21 protein-coding genes are annotated in these 23457 nt (G+C 50.4%); all 21 read right to left on the bottom strand.

The features are described from left to right. Positions 1-7 precede the first annotated feature (7 nt). The 21 genes from sleB to rbfA all read right to left on the bottom strand — a co-directional run bounded on the left by sleB (position 8) and on the right by rbfA (position 23446). The gene (sleB, locus tag ACAN56_RS31365; RefSeq protein ID WP_038593360.1) at positions 8-868 is read right to left on the bottom strand and encodes a spore cortex-lytic enzyme; all 861 of its coding nucleotides are present in this window, start codon (positions 866-868) and stop codon (positions 8-10) included. Between the two features lie 378 nt (positions 869-1246). Continuing rightward, entirely contained in the window at positions 1247-3907 is a 2661-nt protein-coding gene (locus tag ACAN56_RS31360; protein WP_379147732.1) for an FtsK/SpoIIIE family DNA translocase, read from the bottom strand. A 124-nt stretch (positions 3908-4031) separates the two neighbouring features. Further along, positions 4032-4247: a YlzJ-like family protein gene (locus tag ACAN56_RS31355; protein WP_038593366.1), complete on the bottom strand. Its 216-nt coding sequence runs from the start codon at positions 4245-4247 to the stop codon at positions 4032-4034. Further along, complete coding sequence (locus tag ACAN56_RS31350; RefSeq protein ID WP_340897829.1) at positions 4244-5023, bottom strand: ClpP family protease; 780 nt, start codon at positions 5021-5023, stop codon at positions 4244-4246. Before ACAN56_RS31350 ends, ACAN56_RS31355 begins: the two co-directional genes overlap by 4 nt. A gap of 130 nt (positions 5024-5153) precedes the next feature. Then, positions 5154-6164: an anti sigma factor C-terminal domain-containing protein gene (locus ACAN56_RS31345; protein WP_379147729.1), complete on the bottom strand. Its 1011-nt coding sequence runs from the start codon at positions 6162-6164 to the stop codon at positions 5154-5156. Further along, complete coding sequence (locus ACAN56_RS31340; RefSeq protein WP_038593373.1) at positions 6161-6655, bottom strand: RNA polymerase sigma factor; 495 nt, start codon at positions 6653-6655, stop codon at positions 6161-6163. Before ACAN56_RS31340 ends, ACAN56_RS31345 begins: the two co-directional genes overlap by 4 nt. Before the next feature lie 231 nt (positions 6656-6886). Further along, entirely contained in the window at positions 6887-8566 is a 1680-nt protein-coding gene (locus tag ACAN56_RS31335; RefSeq protein WP_038593375.1) for a ribonuclease J, read from the bottom strand. Between the two features lie 610 nt (positions 8567-9176). After that, positions 9177-10052, bottom strand: a complete 876-nt coding sequence (dapA, locus tag ACAN56_RS31330) for a 4-hydroxy-tetrahydrodipicolinate synthase (RefSeq protein ID WP_038593377.1) — start codon at positions 10050-10052, stop codon at positions 9177-9179. 16 nt (positions 10053-10068) lie between these two features. After that, the gene (gene dapG / locus ACAN56_RS31325) at positions 10069-11289 is read right to left on the bottom strand and encodes an aspartate kinase (protein ID WP_038593379.1); all 1221 of its coding nucleotides are present in this window, start codon (positions 11287-11289) and stop codon (positions 10069-10071) included. A 187-nt stretch (positions 11290-11476) separates the two neighbouring features. Then, on the bottom strand, positions 11477-12376 hold the full coding sequence (dpsA, locus tag ACAN56_RS31320; protein WP_379147725.1) for a dipicolinate synthase subunit DpsA: 900 nt from the start codon (positions 12374-12376) through the stop codon (positions 11477-11479). Positions 12377-12548: 172 nt separating this feature from the next. After that, on the bottom strand, positions 12549-13145 hold the full coding sequence (locus ACAN56_RS31315; protein ID WP_038593383.1) for a dipicolinate synthase subunit B: 597 nt from the start codon (positions 13143-13145) through the stop codon (positions 12549-12551). After that, the gene (gene dpsA / locus ACAN56_RS31310) at positions 13146-14042 is read right to left on the bottom strand and encodes a dipicolinate synthase subunit DpsA (RefSeq protein WP_038593387.1); all 897 of its coding nucleotides are present in this window, start codon (positions 14040-14042) and stop codon (positions 13146-13148) included. A gap of 213 nt (positions 14043-14255) precedes the next feature. After that, positions 14256-14702 (bottom strand): dUTP diphosphatase, encoded by a 447-nt coding sequence (dut, locus tag ACAN56_RS31305; RefSeq protein WP_197073606.1) that lies wholly within the window; start codon positions 14700-14702, stop codon positions 14256-14258. Beyond that, positions 14680-15945, bottom strand: a complete 1266-nt coding sequence (locus tag ACAN56_RS31300; RefSeq protein WP_038593393.1) for a M16 family metallopeptidase — start codon at positions 15943-15945, stop codon at positions 14680-14682. Before ACAN56_RS31300 ends, dut begins: the two co-directional genes overlap by 23 nt. An 80-nt stretch (positions 15946-16025) precedes the next feature. Further along, positions 16026-17012, bottom strand: coding sequence for a polysaccharide deacetylase family protein (locus ACAN56_RS31295; RefSeq protein ID WP_379147721.1), 987 nt, complete (start codon positions 17010-17012; stop codon positions 16026-16028). A 361-nt stretch (positions 17013-17373) separates the two neighbouring features. Next, the gene (gene pnp, locus ACAN56_RS31290; protein ID WP_038593399.1) at positions 17374-19476 is read right to left on the bottom strand and encodes a polyribonucleotide nucleotidyltransferase; all 2103 of its coding nucleotides are present in this window, start codon (positions 19474-19476) and stop codon (positions 17374-17376) included. Between the two features lie 301 nt (positions 19477-19777). Next, complete coding sequence (gene rpsO, locus ACAN56_RS31285; RefSeq protein WP_019910460.1) at positions 19778-20047, bottom strand: 30S ribosomal protein S15; 270 nt, start codon at positions 20045-20047, stop codon at positions 19778-19780. A gap of 150 nt (positions 20048-20197) precedes the next feature. Next, on the bottom strand, positions 20198-21145 hold the full coding sequence (locus ACAN56_RS31280) for a bifunctional riboflavin kinase/FAD synthetase (RefSeq protein WP_038593402.1): 948 nt from the start codon (positions 21143-21145) through the stop codon (positions 20198-20200). Between the two features lie 37 nt (positions 21146-21182). Then, positions 21183-22097 (bottom strand): tRNA pseudouridine(55) synthase TruB, encoded by a 915-nt coding sequence (gene truB / locus ACAN56_RS31275; RefSeq protein WP_379147717.1) that lies wholly within the window; start codon positions 22095-22097, stop codon positions 21183-21185. Continuing rightward, on the bottom strand, positions 22094-23071 hold the full coding sequence (locus ACAN56_RS31270) for a DHH family phosphoesterase (protein WP_038593408.1): 978 nt from the start codon (positions 23069-23071) through the stop codon (positions 22094-22096). Before ACAN56_RS31270 ends, truB begins: the two co-directional genes overlap by 4 nt. Positions 23072-23092: 21 nt before the next feature. After that, on the bottom strand, positions 23093-23446 hold the full coding sequence (rbfA, locus tag ACAN56_RS31265) for a 30S ribosome-binding factor RbfA (RefSeq protein WP_038593410.1): 354 nt from the start codon (positions 23444-23446) through the stop codon (positions 23093-23095). Positions 23447-23457: the final 11 nt, after the last annotated feature.

The following is a 23457-nucleotide window of genomic DNA, read 5'->3' as shown; positions in this document are numbered from 1 at the left end:
TCCGCTGCTACATGCAGAAAATATGCTCCCCGATTGTCTTCACCTGCGGACGGGTCCAGATCCATTTGGAAGTAGCCGTCTTCGGATTAAAATAATAAAGGCAGCCGCCGGAAGGGTCCCAGCCATTAAGCGCCTGTTGAACAGCTTTGCGTGCCTGCTCATTGGGTTCTAGGTAGATCTGCCCGTCAGCTACGGCCGTAAATGCCCCTGGCTGAAAAATAACGCCGGAAGGTGTATTCGGAAAGCTTGGGGATTTCACGCGGTTCAGAATAACCGCAGCAACGGCAACCTGTCCTTCAAACGGCTCACCCCGCGATTCCCCGTAAACGGCATTGGCCATGATTTTCAAATCATTTTCGGACAGGCCCATTGTATTCCCTGAGGACAGTTCCGCTGTATTCGACTTACCGGAATCGGCAGTTTTACTTTTGTTTCCGGTATTTTTATTTGCTGTGCTGGTTGAAGGCTCTGTCGGCTTCCAGGCCTTGGTGGCATTGTACAGTTTCAACTTTGTTTTGGCACCGACGATACCGTCAGATTTTATGCCGAATTTCCACTGGAACCAGGTTACTGCATTTTTCGTTTTAGACCCGAATTGGCTGTCAATTTTGCCCGCGTAATACCCAAGATGCTTCAATCTTCCCTGCAGCTCGTAAACATCTTGTCCGGAAGAGCCGACCTTAAGCGGTGTTGTTCCAAAAGCAGGCAATGCCTCAACATCGGGAGCAGCAGTTTCCGACAGATCAGATGAAGCATGATACGGACTGGCGTAGATCGCATTCTGATCCTCAAAGAATAGACCTGCAAGCGGCAAGGTGGCCAGTGCAAGGGTTAAGCCGGCAAAAATCCATTGCTTATGTTTTTTCATTGGGTTCGCTCTACCTTTCTCTTGTAAGTTCAACATTGATGGCTAAAGTTATTATGACGACTGACAGGTGATCCTATGCATTGCAACCCGGAGAAGGACTGTATTCCATTGCAAATGAGAATAATTATCACCTATAATCAAAAGATGAACCGACAGGAGTTGAGATACGGCCATGAATTTGCAAGATCATATTTTGCTGTGGAATAAAGCTCTGATAGAAATTATAGATATCCGGCAGAGTTCCTTCTGCCCATCTTTTCGCTTAATGCACAGCTCGATTACATCGTTGAACGTCTCCTTGAAGCGCCAAAAGCAAACTAAATATCACATGCAAAAAAGAGCTGATCCCGGGTAAAGGGATCAGCTCTTTTGGCTATATTATGAGCTTATTTTGTTATGTTGATATTGCTCCAGTGACATAAGCACTTCCCGCGGCTTGCTGCCTTCGTACGGCCCGATAACCGCTCTGGCTTCCATGGCATCTATCAGCCGCGCAGCACGGGTGTAACCTACGCGCATCCGCCGCTGGAGCAGCGATACAGAGGCCTGCTTCGCTTCCAGTACAATCTGTACCGCCTGCTCATAGAGCTCGTCCTGCGGCTCCTGGTCCTCTGTCACCATGTCATCTACTTCAGGCACCAGGGTCTCGTCATAATTGGCCTCCCCTTGGCTGCTGACATACTGCACGATGGTCTCCACTTCCTGATCGCTCATGAATGCCCCCTGCACACGGATTGGCTTAGATGCGCCCATCGGCAGGAAGAGCATATCCCCGCGTCCAAGCAGCTTCTCGGCCCCCGGCATGTCCAGGATCGTCCGGGAATCCACATTTGACGACACGCCGAATGCGATACGGGAAGGAATATTTGCCTTAATAAGTCCAGTTATAACATCCACCGATGGACGCTGGGTGGCAATAATCAAATGAATGCCCGCCGCCCGTGCCATCTGCGCCAGCCGGCAAATCGCATCCTCAACATCATTTGCCGCAACCATCATGAGGTCGGCAAGCTCGTCCACAATAACAACAATATAAGGCAGAACTGCAGCAGGATTATCCTTCATCAGTGTATTGTAGCCTTCCACATTGCGTGTGCCCGATTTGGAGAAGAGCTCATATCTCTTTTCCATTTCTACGACAATCTTCTTCAGCGCCAGGCTAGCCCGCTTAGGATCTGTAACTACCGGGGCAAGCAGATGGGGAATCCCGTTATATACATTCAATTCAACCATCTTCGGGTCAACCATCAGAAATTTGACCTCATTTGGTTTCGCTTTATAAAGGATACTTGTAATGATACCGTTGATACACACGGATTTACCCGATCCGGTAGCACCGGCTACGAGCAGATGGGGCATCTTGGCTAAATTGCCGACAATCGTCTGGCCGGAAATATCACGGCCGAAAGCGATCGACAACCGGGACTCGGCATCTTGGAACACCTGTGTTTCCATAACCTCCCGCATGGTTACGACGGATACCTCAGAGTTAGGCACCTCGATCCCAATTGCTGATTTGCCCGGTATTGGCGCCTCCATACGGATATCCTTCGCTGCAAGCGCAAGCGCGATATCATCCGTAAGATTGACGATCCGGCTTACCTTCACCCCGATATCCGGCTGAATTTCGTAACGGGTTACGGCCGGTCCTCTTACCACCTCAAGTACCTTCGCCCGGACACCAAAGCTCTCCAGTGTAGCTTCCAGCTTGCGGGCAGTCTGCATGTAATCGTTCTGGTCTCCCGCCTTGCCTCCATTGTTAGGCTTGGCCAGAAGCCGGAAGGAAGGGAGCTTATACGGTTTGGGCGGCGGGGGAAGCGGAGCAGCAGGCACTGGGACTCCGTCTTCGCCTGCACCCAGCAGCCCGTCCAGCTCCACAACCACAGGATCTTCCGGCGTATCTCCATCAATAGCTGGAGTATCTGCCGGAACTCCTTCTAACACAGAGCCTCTCAAGCTGTTCCCGCTCCGCGCTGCAGGAGAGAATTCGCTCCAGTCCTCACGGTCTTCTTCATTCAGTCCTTCTGAACGGATGTGCTCGAAGAAATCGCGGATAATCGGTGTAACGGGCTCCAAATCTTCTCCAGCGAAATCATCCTCCAGATTATCCAGGGAAGCACGCCCCCTCCCGGCATCCATTCCGCTAATAATCGGGCTATTGGGTGAGCCGTTAAGCAGATCTGCGGAGAGATCTTCCTCCCGTTCTTCTTCGCCTTGCCCTTCTGTCCGTGGAGTCCCGCTCAGCCAACCCCCAATCCGCCGGAAGAACAGCGGCTGACTTCGTCTTGGCAAAGCCTGCTCGTCCTCATCCTCTTCATCTTCCTCCAGCTCTTGTACAGGCTGCGGCGCTGGTGTTCTGCCTGTTCTGGAGGAACGGGCCGCAACGGGAACTGCAGCTGGACGGTTGGCCGCTTTCAGGCGAATCCCTTCCAGCAGTTTCCCAGCACGTACCCGCAGCAACGAGAACAGTTCTACATAAGACAGGTTCGTGACCAGCATGAAGCTGATGGCCATCATTACAATCATTAGCAGCTTGGCACCAAGTGTGCCGAAAAGCCACAGCAGGGCTGCGAACTCCAGCGCACCGATATAGCCTCCGCTAATATCTTTGCCAAGCATATATACGCTGCTGTTGCTGGAACCGGGCGAAAGCGCACCGGAAAGATCAGTATGTATTTGCGCCATAACATTGCCAGGATGCAGCATCGACAATGGACCGAGCTTCTGCTCCATCGCTGAGATCGAACTCATCAGACACAAGGACAGCACAAGCAGCAGCACGCCGGAATGGCGGCTGTTCCAACTTGAAGGCCATCTTCTGTGAATCATCACCATCAGCCCGTAAAAAATACCGGCCAACGGCAGCACAAAATAAAAACGGCCTAATAAATAACCTGCCATACTTGAAAGAGAACGTCCAACCGCAGCCTCGCCGGACAATGCAATGACGGAAATCGTTATCAGCATAATGCCGTAAATTTCATATTTTAGAACACTGCCGAGCAGCGCTTTTTTCTTCTTCTTTTTTCGTTTAGCCACAACAGCCACCCCCGGAACAACATTATACCATATAATGGCGTGGCGTACCTATGTTCTGTTTTGTCAGAAAATGCATCTTTATGTTCTCTGTTCGCATTTCCCTTAAGGATTCCGGGGGTAGTTGTCATCTATCGTAAAACACGACGGCTCCCGGAGCGAATGCCGGGTCCAAATATTTGTCCAGCGGGCAATGAAGCAGCCTTACAATCCGTGCTTGTCCTCCCTCCAGCGGTTCAACCTGCATCAGCATTCCCTGAATGCTGACCTCCCGCAAGGGCTGTGAAAAGTGGATCGCCCCTTCAAAAACTTGTTCCATCGGAAGTACCGTATAGAAGGTCATTGTGTCAGCCCCCCCGGCAGCAATACATCCGTGCTTTGGGGATTATCCTTGGCAATCAGACCATTCAGGTGCGCCAGCGCCGCGCCGATGCCTCCAACCTCATCCATCAGACCATATTTGACGGCATCATAGCCGCCTACAGCTGTGCCGATATCACGGTTAAGCTCCCCTGTCTTAAACATTAAATCTTTAAATTGCTGTTCTGAAATATGTGAATGGGAAGTGACGAATCTGACCATCCTCTCCTGCATGCGCTCCATGTATTCAAAGGTCTGGGGCACACCGATAACAAGCCCGTTCATGCGGATTGGATGAATCGTCATAGTCGCGCTCTCCGCAATAATGGAATAGCTGGAAGACACGGCAATCGGAACTCCGATGCTGTGGCCCCCGCCAATGACTACGGTCACTGTAGGTTTCGACAAGGACGCGATCATTTCTGCAATCGCCAGCCCTGCCTCCACATCACCGCCGACCGTATTCAGAATAATCAGCAGCCCTTTTATATTTTTGTTCTGTTCGGCAGCCACCAGTTGCGGAATAATATGTTCATATTTAGTCGTTTTGTTGTGCGGAGGCAGTACGAAATGCCCCTCAATCTGCCCGATAATCGTTATACAGAAAATATCGGGTTCCCCTGTTGGAACTACCGTCTGCCCCAGCTCCTTCAGAACTCCCACAGTACCCGGTGGGATGGGTTCACTCGTTACGGGCTTTATTTCTCCCGGAAGGATCTCTTCATTCTTGCCAGTATCTGTACCTGCTGTAAAGTCCATTGTGCGCAGTTCACCCTTTCCGCTTACAGCCCTAATCTGCTGCAGCCGTACTATCTTTCAATAGTATGACATTCTAGGGGACTCCCTTATGCAATGAACTTCTATAAAAAATCAGCCTGCTCCTCCTATCTTAATAGTTATCCGCAACGGCTCCCAGCACAGCACCGCGGATATAAGGCTGCCCTTTCAGGTTCTTCAGACCGGCTGCGGAGCCAGTGACCACGACACCCAGAATACGGACATCTCCGGCTTCAGGTTCATTTTTGTCTTTTTTTAAGTATTGTTGGATCCGCTTGTATTCACTGTGGTAATTGTCCTTTAGTTTAAGCCCGTTCTTAATGTGCTCGAGAAAATCATCCGGTGACGCCTCATCCCGGTTAGGCCCGATCCCAAAACCATATACACCAGAGGAAGATGCCATGGGCTTTGGGTCTATCATCCCGCCATTCCCGTCTTCATGGGGTTCCAAATTGAACCATGAGGTTTCATCATACGTATCGACCCAATACCATACAGGTCTCGTTCCTTCAGGCAGCATCTTCTTCACTTCATCAAAGGAATAAGGCTTATCAAAAGATAAAGCCATCTCCATCAGTTCGTCAGGCTCCTTCTTCGTAAGCAAAGCAAGGTCGTTCAGGATTTTACCATACTTTACTTGCGGAATATAATAAGCCATCTCCCTCTGTCCGTTGTAAGGATTGTACTGCCTGTTGTATTTATAGCCCTCCACTTTCATCTGCGGGTCAGTCCCACTAAGATGGGCTGTACCCCCATATGCTCCGGTAGCGAACGGAAACCACCACTCATTGTAATTGAACCATTTTTCATTCCACGGAACAGGTACACCTTCAATGATTTTGTACGTATTCACTTCCATGACACCCGACAGAAATCCACGGTTGTCTCTAAATCCGGACAGGAATTCATTGGGGCTGCTGATCATCATATACATCCATTCGCTGTAGCGGGCCTCAGTCGATCTCCGCTCCACCAGCTGCGCAGCACCGAAGAAAATAGCGGTCAGCGTAAGAATACTAACAATCAGCGAAATGACAATGCTGCGGAACAGGCTTTTGCGTTTGGCTTTTTTCAGTGTATGTACCAGATTCTGATCCTCTTGTTCTTCCCATGGAGCAGTCATTCAGCCTCACCTCCGTAAATTTGTTGAAACTGCTGTCTGGCGCGGTATAGTGAAGCCTTTACCGTCCCTTCCGTTATGCCTAGAAGCGCCGCGATTTGTTTATAGGAGAATTCCATTTCATATTTCAGCAATATCAGCTGGCGGTTCGCCGGATTCAGCTTTCCAAGAACCTTTTCGATAAGCACTTTTTGCTCCTGCTGCAGCAACATTGATTCGGGCAGCTCATTTGCAGGTGCCTCAAGATCGATTTCCTCGGAATACTGGAACCGCGTTTGCCTTCGGCATAAATCATAGTAGCTGTTAATTGCCACCTTGTAGAGCCACGCGCTGATCTTATGTTCGTCAATCCCGTCAAGATACAGCAGTGCCTTGTACACAGTGTCCTGCACGATATCCTCCGCATCGGCGGTGCCAGCGCCCAAGCGGATTAAATACTTGCGGATTTCTGCCATTTTGGATTGAAGCTGCTGCTCCTTCAGTTTCGGGCCCATCTTGCACCTCCTTGGCTATATAACGATTGAAGGGCCTAAATGTTGTCCCTGCCATAAAATTATTTCGGCACATTGGCATCGGAGCCGGACCTGCCATTCAAATTTTGCATAGACACTGGGGATAATACTGCACAACACAAAGACCCCTCCTCCCCAAGAAACCGTCCAATATTTCCGGGGAGAAGGGGCCTTTGGCCCTGCATATTTATATTATAAGAAGCTAGTTGCTTCTTACACTTCCATAATGATCGGGAGGATCATCGGTCTGCGGCGTGTTTGCTCATAGAGGAAACGGCCGAGTGAATCTTTGACGCTTGTTTTGAGCGAAGCCCATTCATTGACCTTCTCGCTCATCAGGCGCTGCAGCGTACTGGAGACAATCCGGTTCGCTTCATCCAGAAGTCCTTCGGACTCGCGCACGTAGACAAAGCCGCGGGAGATAATATCCGGTCCGGATACGATTGCTCCGTTCTGCTTGCTCAGTGTCACAACGACAACAAGGATACCATCCTGGGACAGCAGCTTGCGGTCGCGCAGTACAATATTGCCAACATCGCCAACGCCAAGACCGTCAATCAGCACGTTGCCTGCAGTAACCTTGCCGGCTTTGCGGGCTGATCCGCCCTGAATTTCAACAATTTCGCCGATTTCGGTAATGAAAATGTTGCTTGGTTCCACTCCGACAGATTCTGCCAGAAGCGCATGTTTGCGCTGCATCCGGAATTCACCATGGATAGGAATAAAGTATTTAGGCTTCATCAGGTTGAGCATCAGCTTCAGCTCTTCCTGGCTGCCGTGACCGGAGACGTGAACGCCGGAATTGGAACCGCTGTAAATCACGTTAGCACCAAGACGGAACAATTCATCAATCGTACGGCCTACATATTTCTCGTTACCCGGTACCGGCGTTGCCGCAATGATAACGGTGTCGCCCGGCAGAATATCCACTTTGCGGTGGCTGGAGCGCGCCATGCGTGTAAGAGCTGACATCGGTTCGCCCTGGCTGCCTGTGCACAACACAACTACACGGTTGCCGGCCATTCTATTCATTTCCTCTGGTTCAATCAGCATGCCGTCCGGCACATGCAGATAACCCAGCTCAGAAGCGATGGATACCACATTCACCATACTGCGGCCAATAACCGTAATCTTGCGGCCAGTGGATTCAGCGGCGTTAACCACCTGCTGAATACGGTGCACGTTGGAGGCAAAGGTTGCCACAACAACACGCTGTTCAGCCTTGCGGAAGATATCTTCCAGTACGATGCCGACATTCTTCTCCGAAGGCGTGAAGCCTGGCTTCTCTGCGTTCGTGCTGTCAGACATAAGCGCAAGTACGCCTTTCTGGCCGATTTCAGCCATACGGTGGAGATTGGCAAATTGACCATTGACTGGGGTGTGGTCAAATTTGAAGTCACCTGTATGGACAACATTGCCTTCCGGTGTTTCGATACATACTCCGACGGAGTCAGGAATACTGTGATTGGTTCTGAAGAAGGTTGCTTTCAATGACGTTCCCAGTTCGATTTCCGAATCTTCGTTAATTAGAATCCGTTTCGTTTCTCCGAGCAGATTAGCTTCCTTAAGCTTGTTCTCCACAAGTCCAAGGGTAAGTCTTGTTCCATAAACTGGAACATTCAGGTTCTTAAGCACATAAGACAATCCGCCGATGTGATCCTCGTGTCCGTGGGTAAGCACAATACCTCTTACCTTGTCACGGTTTTCTGTCAGGTACGAAATGTCAGGTATTACAATATCAATACCGAGCATATCTTCCTCCGGGAACTTTAGACCGGCATCCACGACTACAATGTCGTTTCCGTATTGAACGACATACATGTTTTTCCCGATTTCTCCGACTCCGCCCAATGCGAATATCAGCAATTTATCGTTGTTGTTTTTTTTGGACAAATGAATCTAACCCTCCTATGATGTTGGACGTCATACTTTTTATTTGTAAACAATGAGCTTCATTATTTCAGCGGCGCTGAACACATTCTTCAAATTGCCGATAGTTTCCACGATGAACAAGAAATTCCGTAAGTCTGCATAATTACGCAAAGCGAAAAACCCCCGAATTCGGGCAGTGAGCACCTTCTTGAAGCGGACAAACACCGTCAAACTTCACCGCCGCGCCCCTCGCGCGTAAATCTGGCAGCAATTGCACAGACTTATACAAGGACCTATCCTGTCACACAATGTAAAATTACATTGACGGAAGATTACCGCATATTTAATTTTTGCCGCACCCAGTCACTTAAGAACATTATACATGATTTTTTTGGCAAAAGACAAGTCATCGGCTTCGTAAGCCTATTCTTTCCTTAAAGAACCTGCATTATTTGAGGAAAAGACAAGCAGAAGCTATGTTGCAATCCTTAACATTTCCGCTTATTTCACAGCATTTCCCTGTATGAGATTTAACCGCCAGCTTACAGTTTTAATACAAAAAACAAGAAGCCGTTTCCCCACGCGGGAAGCCGGCTTCTTGCTGCAATGCTTATTCAAGAGATTTGACCTTCTAATTCAGCAGCGCTTTAATGAACTCGGCCTCATCTTCGCTCGGTCCCACCAGTGGTAGACGCACGGATCCGACAGGAATCCCCCGCAGTTCCAGTGCATACTTAACAGCCGAAGGGTTCGGCAGCGGCTGCGGGCATTCAAACAACCCTTTGAATACAGGGAACAATTGGCGGTGAAGCTCGCCGGCCCGGTACACATTGCCGGAGATAAAGGCTTCGATCATTTCCGACATCTCAACTCCCACCACATGGCTGGCTACGCTAATAATGCCGTGACCGCCGACGGCAAGTGTTGCCAGTCCCGCAGAATCATCCCCTGAGTATACGTGGAAATCATCCGCACAAGCCGAAGCGATCAGAGTAATCTGATCGACTGAGGCACATTCCTTGGTCGCCACAATATTGGGGATTTCAGCAAGTCTTAGTGTCGTCGCCACACTCATGCTTACGCTGGTACGGCTAGGAACATTGTAAAGAATACAGGGCAAGGTTGTTTCCGCAGCGATCGCCGAGAAGTGCCGGTACAGCCCCTCCTGGTTTGGCTTATTGTAATAAGGAACGACGAGAAGAACACCATCTACTCCGATTTTCTCCGCTTCCTTCGTAAGATGTATGGAATTCTTCGTGCTGTTGCTGCCCGTTCCGGCAATGATTTTACAGCGTCCGTCCGCTTTCTCCAGAACGTAGGAAAAAAGCCGGAGCTTCTCCTCCTCGCTAAGTGTGGGCGATTCTCCGGTGGTACCACAGACTACCAGCGCTTCGGATTTCTGTTCCTCAATCAAATAGTCAACAAGGCGTGAAGTTGCTTCCCAGTTGATTTCTCCATCCCCGTCAAAAGGGGTTACCATCGCGGTTATTAATCTTCCGAAATCCACTTTGAATTCCTCCTTGTCAGCGGTGCAATTCAAACTTGGCATGCAATGCGCGCAGCGACTGCACCATATCTTCCTTCTTCACCAGTACCCAGATTGTTGTATTGGAATCGGCAGACTGTAAAATCTGAATGTTCTGCGAGGTTAACGCCTCAACAATGCGCGCCATAATCCCCGGCACGCCGTTAATGCCTCCGCCGATTACCGAGACCTTGGCGCAGCCGGACAAGCTCTTGGGACGAAGCCCCAACTCTTGCAGCGCAGCGATTGCCTGCTCCGATTTGTCATCGTTCACAGTATACAGCGCCTCCGAAGGCGTTACATTGATAAAGTCCACACTGATTTCATTGTCGGCCATGCTTTTGAAGATTTGCAGCTGTACTCCGGTACCGTTGCCGTCCGGACACTCCACAGAGATCTGTGTAATATTGCTGACATAAGCAATCCCCGTAACATAACGGTCCACTACCCCGTGTGAAACATCGCTGAATCCTTCAGGATGGGTGACAAGTGTACCTTCGGCTTCCGAGAACGTTGAGCGCACACGTACAGGAATCTGGGCCTGCATGGCAATTTCCACCGCACGGGGATGTATAACTTTAGCCCCTTGGTAGGCCATGTTGCAGATTTCTGTATAGCTGACATAGGTCAGTTGCTTCGCATCCTCGACAATCCGCGGATCGGCTGTAAGAATCCCGTCCACATCTGTGTAAATATCGACCATATCCGCACGGAGCGCTGCACCAAGCGCAGTTGCCGAGGTATCGCTTCCCCCGCGTCCAAGGGTCGTAAAATCACCGGCTTCGGTCTGACCCTGAAACCCGGTTACTATAACTACTTTATGCTCTCGCAATTCCCGTAGAATGCGTTCGGTCTGCACATCAAGAATTCTTGCGTTGCCGTAGTTGTTGTCGGTAAGGAAGCCAGCCTGTGCGCCTGTAAGCACCGTAGAGCGGATGCCCTCCTGCTCCAGCAGACCACACAGTGTAGTGGCAGAGATTATTTCTCCGCAGCACATCAAGAGATCTTTCTCCCGGTCCGGCAGGGAATTCCCGTTCTGCACTGCCCAGTCAAGCAGCGTGTCGGTTGCGTAAGGCTCCCCTTTGCGTCCCATAGCGGAGACGACAATAACCAGATCAAAGCCGCTGGCCATCTCCCGTTTGACGTGGCGGATGACATGCTCCCTCGCTGCCGGTGTGGACAATGAGGTTCCGCCGAACTTTTGCACCAAAATACCCATTTATAATTCCTCCATTACTTCTCTAAGCAAGCATGCGTTATATGCACTGAAGAACTGTTTCTATCCAAGGAACGGCTCATGTGCGCAAGATCTTTACTTTGAAATGCTGAATATTGGTCAAACCTTCCTCTTAGCAGATTGAAGCGGATTGAAAGTAATAATATAACCTACTCATTTATAAGCCAATTCATTTATTGTCCGCTGTGCGCAATGTCTCGTCCGATATCGACTGCACCAACGCATTAGCCATAATCATCCCTGCGCTTTTTGGGGCAACTATTCCAGGCAGACCTGGAGCCAGCATCGCCTTGATTCCATGCTTCTCCGCATAGCGGAAATCGCATCCGCCCGGGTCGGAGGCCAGATCGATAATTACACAGTGCTTCTGAAGACGTGAAAGTACCTGCGCGGTTATAATCATGCCCGGTACGGTATTAAAGATGAGATCAGCCTCCGGCACATGCAGCAGCAGTTCTCCGGTCATAAATGGCTTCCAGCCCATCTCTTCCGCACGTGCGTAATGCTCTTGCCTCCTGACGCCTATCTTTACTCTGGCACCGAGTCCCTGCAATACCTTTGCCATTGTAAATCCGGTTCTGCCCATGCCGAGCACCATCGAAGAGGAGCCGTGAATTGTAAAATCGGTATTCTGGATAGCCATAACCAGTGCACCCTCTGCTGTTGGGATGGAGTTGTAAATCGCCACATCGTCCCGGTTCAGCAGTTCCACGAGCTTAATCGAATGTCTGGCGCACAGGTTGCGCAAATAACTTTTGGCTACACCGGCATACACTGTGCAGTTCGGCGGCAACGCCGCGATATGTTCGTCAAGCAGCTGTAGGCGATCCGAGGAAAATACGGCATTAATATTTCCTTCCTCGTCACATCCCACCGTAGGCAGCACCAGCACATCCGCGCTGCTGAGCAGTCCGGCCGAAAGCTGAATCATGTTCACTTCCGGACTTGGAGTTTCCCACTTATCAAACCCGGCGGCGCTTACCGTCGCATCCATCTCTACGCATTTACTAATGACCTCCAGCTGTCTTGCGTCCCCGCCCAGGAACACGATCCTGATGCCAGTAAACATAAGGATGACGCTCCTTTCTAATTGCACGGGACCTGCCCAAATCAAGTAATGACAATAGATGCGGCCAGGTCCAACCTTTGGAATGCTAAAAAAGAGCTGAACCGCCCTCAGAATGAGGGCGGCAAAAGTGAAGCCTATGTTCGAGCATGATTACTATATCGAAACATGCTAATTATGCTGAATGAAACCGTTCGATAATCATCGGCTGCAGCTGATTGCCCTGCAAAGCTGCGTAGCAGGCCTCGGGTATGAGATCCATACGCGCTACAAGCGAGTTGGGCTTGCCTACAGGATTATCCTGGCCGAACGGCACAAAATAAATATGTTTGGCTACCAAAAGCTTTGCAATATTCGCCGCATTCAGGCCAAGGCCGTCATTCGTGGAGATGGCCAGCACTAGCGGCCGACCGTTACGCATCTGGGACTTTGCTGCCATCAGTACGGGGCTGTCTGTCATGGCGTTGGCCAATTTGCTCGTCGTATTCCCCGTGCAAGGGGCGATCGTCAGAACGTCCAGCAGCTTGGAAGGACCCAGCGGTTCCGCTTCAACAATTGTAGAAATGATATCATTCCCTGTTATATCTTTCAACTGTTTTAACCAATTTTCCGATGTGCCGAAGCGGGTATCCGTGTTCAGCACCGATGCGGAAACAATCGGTACCACATTTGCACCGTCGTCCATAAAGCGCTGAATCTGCGGCATCACTTCGGCAAACGTGCAATGTGAACCGGTAATTGCATAACCTACTGTTTTACCATGCCAATCCATTTATTCGTCCCCCCTGATTGAAGTCTCGTCAGATATCGACTGTACCAGCGCACTACCCATAATAATTCCGGCGCTCTTGGGGGCAACGATCCCGGGCAATCCCGGAGCCAGCATCGCTTTAATCCCGCGCTTCTCCGCATAGCGGAAATCACATCCGCCCGGTGCGGAGGCCAAATCAATAATTACGCAGTGCCTCTGAAGCCGGGATAGTACCTGCGCGGTAATAATCATGCTTGGGATGGTATTGAAGATTAGATCAACATCCGGCACATGAAGCAGCAGCTCACCTGTCATAAAAGGCTTCCAGCCCATCTCTTCCGCCCGCGCATAATGCTCCTGTCTTCTTACCCCCACCTTTACGCTGGAGCCGAGCCCTTGAAGCGCCCGCGCCATCGTAAACCCGGTTCTTCCCATTCCGAGTACCATCGATGTAGAACCATGAATAGTAAAATCGGTATTCTGAATGGCCATAACCAGCGCGCCTTCTGCTGTAGGGATGGAGTTGTATATCGCCACATCGTCCCGGTTCAGCAGTTCCACCAGCTTTAGTGAATGTCTGGCGCACAGACTGCGCAAGTAGCTTTTGGCCATACCGGTATACACCGTGGATCGGGACGGCATCGCAGCGATGTGCTCATCCAGCAGCTGCAGACGGTGAGAGGAGAACAGCGCATTGATATTCCCTTCATCATCACAACCAACTGTTGGCAGTACCAGCACATCCGCATTGCCTAAGAGCTCTGCCGACAGCTCTTCGAGGTTCACCCCCGGGCTAGGGGATTCCCACTTATCGAATCCGGCAGCACTTACCGTCGCATCCATTTCCACACATTTCCGAATCACTTCAATCTGTCTCGCGTCCCCGCCCAGGAACACGATCCTGATGCCAGTAAGCATAGGGATGACGCTCCTTTCCACATACACTATCGACTATAAATCATCTTATGCCGGGGGCCGCCCATGGGTGAAGAGCAGAGAAGAAATACAGGGGAAACTGATAAATGGATTGACTCAATTTAAGGTCAATTCAACAAAAAAAGCCTGCGGAGGAGGCCTTTACAGGCTACATCCGCAAGCTCCAGGTATGAGTAAAACAATAAATTCCGCCTGCTATTTGCCCGTATGGCCAAAGCCTCCGGCGCCGCGTTGTGTCTCGGACAGCTCGTCCACTTCCACCATGTTCACGGACGGCACGGCCTGGAACACCATTTGGGCAATCCGCTCATTGCGTGCGATGGCAAACGGCTCCTGACCCAGGTTAATCAGTAAAACTTTAATTTCACCACGGTAGTCGGCATCAATCGTCCCCGGGGTATTCAGGCAGGTAATGCCGTGCTTTAGAGCAAGGCCGCTGCGCGGACGGATCTGCGCCTCCAGCCCGTCAGGCATCGCCAGTGAGATTCCCGTAGGGATCAGGGCGCGCTCGCCCGGAGCAAGCACAACCTCACCGTCCACAGACGCATACAGGTCATAGCCGGAAGCCTGTTCCGACATTTTGCGGGGCAGCAGCACATCCTCGTTGCCGGGCAGTTTGTTAATTTGAACGTAATAAGACAAGATCATCTCTCCTAACATTAGCAATAGCTTTATCAGAGGAGCCGACCATCGCTAATGCGAGGGGCTCAGCAAACATGTGGTCCAGTAATCGATTGATATCATCCATGGTGACGAGTCCGATTTTGGTGATCATTTCGTCAAGTGTATCATGTCTTCCAAGCATCAGCTCATTTTTGCCAATCCGGTTCATCCGGCTGCTGGTGCTCTCCAGGCTGAGGATCAGGCTTCCCTTGAGCTGCTCCTTGCCTTTTCTCAGCTCATCTTCGCTCAGACCGTTAACGGCAAGATCATGCATCATTTCCTTGATCAGCTCCGTCACCTCTTTGGTCTGCTTCGGCGCAGTGCCGGCATAGACGGTAAACAGGCCGCTGTCTGCCTGGGAGCTGTGATAGGAGTAGACGGAATAGGCTAACCCGCGTTTTTCGCGAATCTCTTGGAACATTCGGGAGCTCATCCCGCCGCCGATAGCATTATTCAGCAGCACCATGGCATATTGCAGCGGTCCGCCGCTTTCTACGCCCGGGAGGGAGAGGCAAATATGGTTTTGCTCCGTCTTCTTGCGGTGAAACAGCAGTTCGCCATGGAAATCAGGAGCTGTCAAAGGCGCCGATTCACCATGGTTATCGAATGATCCGAAATGGGCCTCCAACAGGTCAACCAGTCCGTCATTGATATTGCCTGCTACGCTGATTACCGTATTCTCAATGGTATACTGCTGTTTCATATACGCGTGGAGATCATCGGCCGTCATGTCCGCCAGCCGTTCCTTCAAGCCCAGAATGGAATAAGCCAGCGGATGCTCGCCGTACGCCGCAGCGCACATCAGATCATGCACCAGATCATCCGGCGTATCCTCGCACATGGCGATTTCCTCCAGGATGACATTTTTCTCCTTGGCCAGCTCTTCGGCATCAATCCGCGAGCGGAAAAACATATCGGACAGCACATCCACGGCTATCGGCAGATGCTCATCCAATACTTTTGCATAATAACATGTATATTCCTTCGAGGTAAATGCGTTGACGTTGCCGCCAATCGCATCAAACTGCTCGGCAATATCTTTGGCACTGAACCGGTCGGTGCCTTTAAAAAGCATGTGTTCGATAAAATGGGAAATCCCGTTATTCAGCGGGTTCTCATTGCGGGAGCCATTCTTGACCCAGATTCCAAAGGAAACGGAGCGTCCGGTAGGAATTTTCTCCGTAACCACCCGCAGGCCGTTCGATAATACTATTTTTTCCACTTCTACGTCCTCCTGGCATAGCCCTGTATCTATCTTTGTATTTGTTACGCGCGACTCTTATCCTACCAGAAATTAACCGCTCACTCAACTTCTGAAGGGGCCAGCCGCTCCGCTGACAGTGTTTCACTGACCGTACCCAGCTGAAGACCTTTAGCTTTAATCCCCCGGATCATGCCTCTCAGCGCTTTGGAAGAGGAAGCCGTCGGATGCATCAATATCAATGTACCCGGCTCGGACTGGCTGCTGATTTTGGCGACAACGGATTCTGGAGAAGGGTTGCGCCAATCGACGGTATCCAGTGTCCACAGCACCGTTTTCAGCCCCAATGAGGCGGCGATATCCACTGTTTCCTGATCAAAATCACCGGACGGAGGCGCAAACCAGGTATTGGTTACTCCAAGACTCTCTTTCAGCAGACTCTTTGTTTTCTCAATCTCGGCGGTCGCCCGGGCCCGGCTTAAAGTGCTCATATCGGGATGGGTATACGCATGATTCTCCATCTCATGCCCGCGTTTCAGCATTTCGGCCGCAAGCTCCCGGTTATGGCTAAGCCAGCTTCCATCCAGAAAAAAGGTCACCTTTACCTTTTCCTCATCCAAAATGTTAAGCATCGGTATAATGAATTGATTGCCCCATGCTACATTGATCATCAGCGAGACCATAGGCTTGGCGGGATTGCCCCGGTAAATCGGGTGAGCACCCAGATCATTCAGTGACACCTTCGGCGGGATTTGCCGGTACACCCATTTCAGGCCCTCTCCCGGCCCCTGCAGCAGTGTATTACGGTACGTGGCCTCTACATCAACCTCAAGGCCATTATAACCCGGAATTGCCTTCCACACCCGGTCCACGGCAGCATCCACCGGTGTGGCATTCAGCTTAGCCGCTTTGCTCTCAATCAAAGAACGCAGCTCTTGGTCACGCTCTTTCGGAATGTTACTCCACACAGCCAGTCCATCCTGCGGCTTAAGCTCAGCCAGCATTTCCTTCACCGGTCCGTATGTACTGCCAAGACCGATTACCACAGCAATACAGGCAAGCACAAGCGCTGCTTTTTCCGTCTTCATGACGCCTTTCCTCCCCGGCAGAAACGTCTCACGCTCGTCCCGCACAGGGTGCTAGGACGCTTTGTCCCAGCCTATGTAGGTTTGGAGAAGAATATGCATACAGCTTGCACTTGAAGCAAATTAAAATAACCCCACAAAGTGGGGCCCGGGCTGCAAAGATAATCCAGATACATCGTTATATCAAGTGGAAACAACTTCGCCGTCCTTAAAAGGAAGGTATCCGTTTCAGCGAGAAATATAAGGATAATTTATAGCGTGAAGCATATAAATTCCTATATTTTTAAAAAAGAGCCAGAATGCATACGCTTCTGTCTCTTCTCAATTATACAATTGACGCTTTTGCCAAAAGGGTGAGTCCGGCTTACGCCTTTGCTCCGCTTTCCGAAGTCAATACCGCTTTGCGCGATAGATTCACACGGCCCTGCTGGTCAATTTCGGTAACTTTTACAGTGATGGTGTCGCCGATGGCAACTACATCTTCCACCTTGGCTACGCGCTCAGTGGAGAGCTGGGAAATATGCACCAATCCGTCTTTACCCGGAATCAGTTCAACAAATGCGCCGAACTTCTCGATACGTCTAACGGTACCCACATAAATTTCGCCGACCTGCACTTCACGCACAATGCCTTCGATAATGCCGCGGGCTTTCTGAATCATTTCTTCGTCCGAAGATCCGATAAAGACACGGCCATCCTGTTCGATGTCGATCTTCACGCCGGTTTCTTCAATGATTTTATTGATAATCTTACCACCTGCACCGATAACATCACGGATCTTGTCCGGATTGATATTGATGATAATGATCTTAGGAGCGTATTTGGACAAGCTTGGTCTAGGCTCGGAGATAGCCTCCATCATTTTGCCCAAGATGAACATACGTCCTTCTTTAGCCTGCTGCAAAGCATCCTGCAGGATTTTACGGTCGATGCCGTCGATTTTGATATCCATCTGGATCGCCGTTACACCTTCAGCCGTACCTGCTACCTTGAAGTCCATATCGCCAAGATGATCTTCCATTCCTTGAATGTCCGTTAAGATCGAGACATGCTCTCCATCTTTAATCAGACCCATTGCTACTCCCGCTACAGGGGCTTTGATCGGCACACCCGCATCCATCATTGCCAAAATGCTCGCGCAGATACTTGCCTGGGAAGTAGATCCGTTGGATTCAATCGCTTCAGATACCAAACGGATGGTGTACGGGAATTCGGTTTCACTAGGAATGACTTTGGACAACGCGCGTTCTCCAAGGGCTCCGTGGCCAATCTCGCGACGTCCCGGTGCTCTAAGCGGACGTGCCTCCCCTACGCTGAACGGAGGGAAATTGTAGTGATGCATAAACCGTTTGGTTTCTGCCGGATCAATACCGTCAAGAATCTGTACATCACCCAGTGCACCCAGTGTACATACGCTAAGGATTTGTGTTTGTCCACGGGTGAACAGTCCGGATCCGTGCGTACGCGGAAGCAGAGAAGTATCGCATTCAATCGGACGGATTTCATCCAGCTTGCGGCCATCCGGGCGAACCTTATCATGTGTAATCAAACGTCTGACTTCATCCTTCACGATATCATGCAGGACTTCCTTCACATCTTTAAGAAGTTCAGGTGTCTCTATGTATTTCTCTACGAAATACTCCACCGTTTCATTGTTGACCAAGTCGATGGCATCCTGACGGGCATGCTTCTCGGCAATTTTCACGGCATCTACGAGACGGCTTTCCGCATAAGCGCGAACCTCTGTGTTGACATCAGCGTTAACCGCATGCAGCTTCACAGCCATCTTCTCTTTGCCGGCAACTGCTACCAGCTGCTCAATTGTTGCTACGATCTTGCGGACTTCATCATGACCGAACATGATGGCTTCCAGCATTACATCTTCCGGCACTTCATTGGCTTCCGCTTCCACCATCATGATGGCGTCTTTAGTTCCCGCTACCACCACGTAGATGTCACTTGCCGCCTGCTGTGCAACGTCAGGATTAATGATGAATTGACCGTCAATGCGGCCGACAGCCACACCGCCGATAGGACCATTGAAAGGAACATCGGAAATACTGAGTGCTGCGGAAGTACCGATCATAGCAGCAATATCCGGCGCACAATCCTGATCCACGCTCATAACCATATTCAATACTTGCACGTCATTGCGGAATCCTTCCGGAAACAGCGGACGAATCGGACGGTCAGTCAGACGGCTGGACAAAATAGCCTTCTCACTTGGTCTGCCTTCGCGTTTAATAAATCCGCCCGGGATTTTACCCACTGCGTATAATCTTTCTTCATAGTTAACCGTAAGCGGGAAAAAATCCAGATCTTTAGGTTCGCTTGACGCTGTAACCGTACACAATACAGCAGTATCTCCGTAACGAACCATTACGGCTGCGTTCGCTTGTTTGGCCAGACGGCCTGTTTCCAGCACAAGGCGTCTTCCGCCAAGCTGCATTTCTACACGTTGTTCCATAAAATCCCTCCTTGAATGGTAGTAGACCCGCTGTACATTATCGCAGGTTCAATGATTGTCATTGGTGAAACGGATGTCTTGATCACTTTGGGGTCAAGGGCCGGTTCTCTATGTTTTATACAAGCAAAAACGGCTTGTCCTCCATAAGAGGTAAAATAGCCGTTTTTGCGAATAAGTTAAGCTTGCCTAATTGTAAAAGTTTTCCCTAAATTTTCAAAAAGCAACCCGGCTGTCCCGCTGTCGCTCCGAGAAGGACATACGGTATACAACCAGGCTGCTTTAAGGGTAATCTTATGGAAAATTAACGACGCAATCCCAGTTTTTCGATCAGGGCGCTGTAACGTCTGATGTCTTTGTTCTTCAAATACGCCAGCAGTTTACGACGTTGTCCAACCATCTTCAGCAATCCGCGACGGGAATGATGATCCTTCTTGTGCGTACGCAAGTGGTCAGTCAAATTAACGATGTTCTCCGTAAGGATAGCAACTTGCACCTCAGGGGATCCAGTATCGGATTCATGAGTTTTGTGCTCGTCGATCAATTGGTGTTTACGTTCTTGAGTCAATGCCATCCTGTTCACCTCCTTCATTATAATCGCCAGTAGCCTCGTCACCGTCGGTGAGAACGAGCAACCAAGCTATGGTTATGATGCTGTTTTTCCAGCAACGTTAATCAGTATAGCATTATCGGAAAGAAAAGTAAACGGCTTGTCCCGTGCAGATTAAGAATGATAGCCCAGCAGCTCTTTGGCCGTTTCGGCATCTGCAGCAATCTGTGAAATCAGGGCATCAATCGACTCAAACTTACGCTCAGGCCGGATAAAGGAGACCAGTTCTACCTTAAGTTCCTCTTCATAGATGTCTCCTGCAAAATCAAACAGATGCACCTCAAAGCTCGGGGCAATCATCCCCTCATGGAACGTAGGCTTCACGCCGACATTCATTACGCCGTACAGGACGTCTTCCTTATAAAAGACCCGCACTGCATACACCCCTTTAGCCGGGATGACATAACGGTCTTCCAGCTGAAGATTTGCAGTCGGAAAACCAATCGTGCGGCCTCTCTTCTCCCCGTGCCCTACAACTCCGCGCAGATGATAGCAGCGCCCAAACCATGCGTTGGCCAGGGTTAGATCTCCGTTCTGGAGGCTCTTTCGAATGCCGGAGCTGCTTACCTTCTCTCCTTCAAGCAGAAAAGGAGGCACTGTCTCCACATTCATCACACCGTTCCCCAGCTCACGGAGCATATCGGCATCCCCTTCGCCCATGTAGCCAAAGCGGAAATCGAAGCCGATAACTGCAGTTACAATATGCAGCGGCAGCAGCATTACAGAGACAAAATCCTGCGGGCTAACCCGGGACAGCTGCTCATTAAATTCAATTATATACAAAATATCGACCCCCATGCCGGCAAGCAGTTCCTGCTTGTCCTTCGCCGGGGTCAAATATCCATCATAGTCACCTTTGCCCATTACATCCTTGGGATGAGGATGAAAGGTCATGACTGCTGCCGGTACGCCTTGTTTACGGGCCAGAGCTACAGCGGAAGTAATGACGCTGGCATGTCCGCGGTGCAGTCCGTCAAACTGGCCCAGGGCAGTCACTTGCGGCTGCGCCCACTGCGCTGCGGTCTCCGCTGGCATTGGATAACTTAAGGTTACGGTTCTCACGCTGTTTCTCACCTACAATTCACTAATAAAATTAATATTATGCTTGTGCGAATACCTTTACAGGGGCTATTGCTCCTGTGTCATCCAATTCATAAATGCCCAGGAACACTCCCTGTAGATCATACAGCCGAAAATGTCCGGCCTGCTTTACTTCAGGTGCTACGTAACGTGTTGAAAGGCGCTGCCCCTGCAGGGCGGCCTTCCTCTTCTCATCCATTACCGAATGCCGGGACAGATGAGAAATCGCTTCATCCGCCGCGATCAGATGTTCATCGAGTGTGCCTGCTTCTTTATGCTCGGCAATTTGCTCAAGAGTTAGACAGTGACTGGCAGATATCCCTGCGGACATCGTCCGTTCCAGCTTGACCATCACACCGGGCACTCCAAGCGCCCGGCCGATATCTACGCAAAGCGTACGGATGTATGTACCCTTGGAACACAGCACACGGAAGGTAATATCGGGATAATTGCCGCTGTACACCATATCCGTCATCTCAATTTCGTAAATCTCCACTTCACGGCTCTTGCGCTCTACAGTCTTGCCTTCTCTAGCCAGCTCATAGAGGCGTTTGCCTTCCACTTTCACCGCCGAGTACATCGGGGGAACCTGAGAGATTACTCCTTTAAAGGAGTTCAGTACCGCCAGAACCTCTTCCTCGGTAACTTTCACTTCATCTACAGTTTCCGTAATGGTTCCGGTTAAGTCTTCGGTATCGCTTGCCATACCTAGTCTCAGTGTGGCCACATATTCCTTAGGCAGCTCCTGGATATACTCCACAACCCGGGTTGCCCTTCCAAGACAAAGCGGCAATACGCCTGTCACTTGAGGATCCAGAGTTCCGGTGTGTCCGATACGCTTCATGCCAAGAATCCGCCGGGCTTTGGCTACAACATCATGTGAAGTGTACCCTGCTGGCTTAAAAACAGCCAAAACACCTGTAAGCTCACTCATAAAAGACGTCTGACCTCCTCCAGCACCCGTGGTATTGCCTGCTCCAGCGTCCCCTCAACCCGGGCACCTGCTGCGCGGGTATGTCCGCCGCCTCCGAAGACTTGAGCCAGCGCCGCGACATCGACCTTGCCGGCCGAACGCAGGCTGACCTTCACAGCAGTCTCATCGATGACCTTGAACAGCATGCCGACCTCCACACCGCGAATATTACGCGGATAATTAACAATGCCTTCAAGATCCTCATTGGCGGCATTACATTCGAGCATATCCTGTGGTGTTACATAAACCCAGGCAACATCGCCCTGCGGAGTTAATTGCAAAGTGTTCAGTGCCCGATTCAGCACCTTCACCTGAGCTAATGTCATTTCCTCCAGCAACGTCTCCGCCAGCTCGGGACCGTTAACTCCCAGTGCCAGCAGCTCAGAGACAGCCGCCATCACTTTAGGTGAGGTATTCGTGTAGCGAAAGCCGCCTGTATCGGTCAGCAATCCTGTATAGATTGCTGTAGCAATATCTATATCCCATTCCACCTCAAACGTCTTCAGCAGGTCGAACAAAATTTCTGCAGTCGCAGCAGCGTCCGGCTTAATCAGCGTAACGAATCCGTAACCGTTATTGGTGGGATGATGGTCAATGTTTGCGATAAGGGCATCCTGAGCAAAAAAGCGCTGGGTCAGCCCCACACGCTGAAAATCTGCACAATCGACGCAAATGACATTACTGTACGTCCGGGGCAATTCACCGTCCGCCAGATTGACAATCTCATCGGCATGCCATAAATATTCCATCCGTTTGGGAATCGGGCCTTCATTCAGCATAGTATATTTTTTGCCCAGACATGAGAGAAGCCAGCCCACCGCGAGGGTGGAGCTGACTGCATCTCCGTCCGGCTGAACATGCGACACTACAAGATAATCGTCGTGTTCCAGCAGAAACTTACGGGTCTGCTGGAGACTTTGTTCATAGCTCTGCATTCGCCGTCTCCTTTATGTTTCCTAACTTTCTTCGTTCTTGCCGATCTCGCCGAGCAGCTTCTCAATATGACTTCCGTAAGCAACGGATTCGTCTATCTTGAAGATCAGCTCAGGCGTGTGGCGCAGGCGGATCGCCTTGCCAAGCTCGGAGCGGAGAAAGCCATTGGCTTTCTCAATCGCTTTTAGCGAATCGCTCTTCTGCTCTTCGTCTCCGAACACGCTCAGGTATACCTTGGCCTGCGAGAGATCGTTCGTTACATCTACCCCGGTTACTGTTACGAACCCGATGCGCGGGTCCTTCAGTCCGCTTTGGATAAGCTGGCTCAGCTCTTTCTTGATCTGTTCGCCAACCCGTCCCGCTCTGATTTTAGACATCTATATTCACC

This window comes from Paenibacillus paludis (assembly GCF_042610515.1).
In the GTDB taxonomy this organism is placed as follows: Bacteria; Bacillota; Bacilli; order Paenibacillales; family Paenibacillaceae; genus Paenibacillus_AQ.
This window is presented reverse-complemented; position numbering and strand designations above follow the sequence as displayed.

Bases quoted from the DNA above. Each gene is read 5' to 3' on its own strand.
- sleB (WP_038593360.1), bottom strand. From the start codon at position 868: ATGAAAAAACATAAGCAATGGATTTTTGCCGGCTTAACCCTTGCACTG.
- dpsA (WP_379147725.1), bottom strand. From the start codon at position 12,376: ATGTTTACTGGCATCAGGATCGTGTTCCTGGGCGGGGACGCAAGACAG.
- rpsO (WP_019910460.1), bottom strand. From the start codon at position 20,047: ATGGCATTGACTCAAGAACGTAAACACCAATTGATCGACGAGCACAAA.
- rbfA (WP_038593410.1), bottom strand. From the start codon at position 23,446: ATGTCTAAAATCAGAGCGGGACGGGTTGGCGAACAGATCAAGAAAGAG.
- ACAN56_RS31315 (WP_038593383.1), bottom strand. From the start codon at position 13,145: ATGGATTGGCATGGTAAAACAGTAGGTTATGCAATTACCGGTTCACAT.
- ACAN56_RS31355 (WP_038593366.1), bottom strand. From the start codon at position 4,247: ATGACCTTCTATACGGTACTTCCGATGGAACAAGTTTTTGAAGGGGCG.
- dapG (WP_038593379.1), bottom strand. From the start codon at position 11,289: ATGGGTATTTTGGTGCAAAAGTTCGGCGGAACCTCATTGTCCACACCG.
- ACAN56_RS31350 (WP_340897829.1), bottom strand. From the start codon at position 5,023: ATGGACTTTACAGCAGGTACAGATACTGGCAAGAATGAAGAGATCCTT.
- ACAN56_RS31270 (WP_038593408.1), bottom strand. From the start codon at position 23,071: ATGCAGAGCTATGAACAAAGTCTCCAGCAGACCCGTAAGTTTCTGCTG.
- truB (WP_379147717.1), bottom strand. From the start codon at position 22,097: ATGAGTGAGCTTACAGGTGTTTTGGCTGTTTTTAAGCCAGCAGGGTAC.
- ACAN56_RS31345 (WP_379147729.1), bottom strand. From the start codon at position 6,164: ATGACTGCTCCATGGGAAGAACAAGAGGATCAGAATCTGGTACATACA.
- ACAN56_RS31340 (WP_038593373.1), bottom strand. From the start codon at position 6,655: ATGGGCCCGAAACTGAAGGAGCAGCAGCTTCAATCCAAAATGGCAGAA.
- dpsA (WP_038593387.1), bottom strand. From the start codon at position 14,042: ATGCTTACTGGCATCAGGATCGTGTTCCTGGGCGGGGACGCGAGACAG.
- ACAN56_RS31295 (WP_379147721.1), bottom strand. From the start codon at position 17,012: ATGAAGACGGAAAAAGCAGCGCTTGTGCTTGCCTGTATTGCTGTGGTA.
- pnp (WP_038593399.1), bottom strand. From the start codon at position 19,476: ATGGAACAACGTGTAGAAATGCAGCTTGGCGGAAGACGCCTTGTGCTG.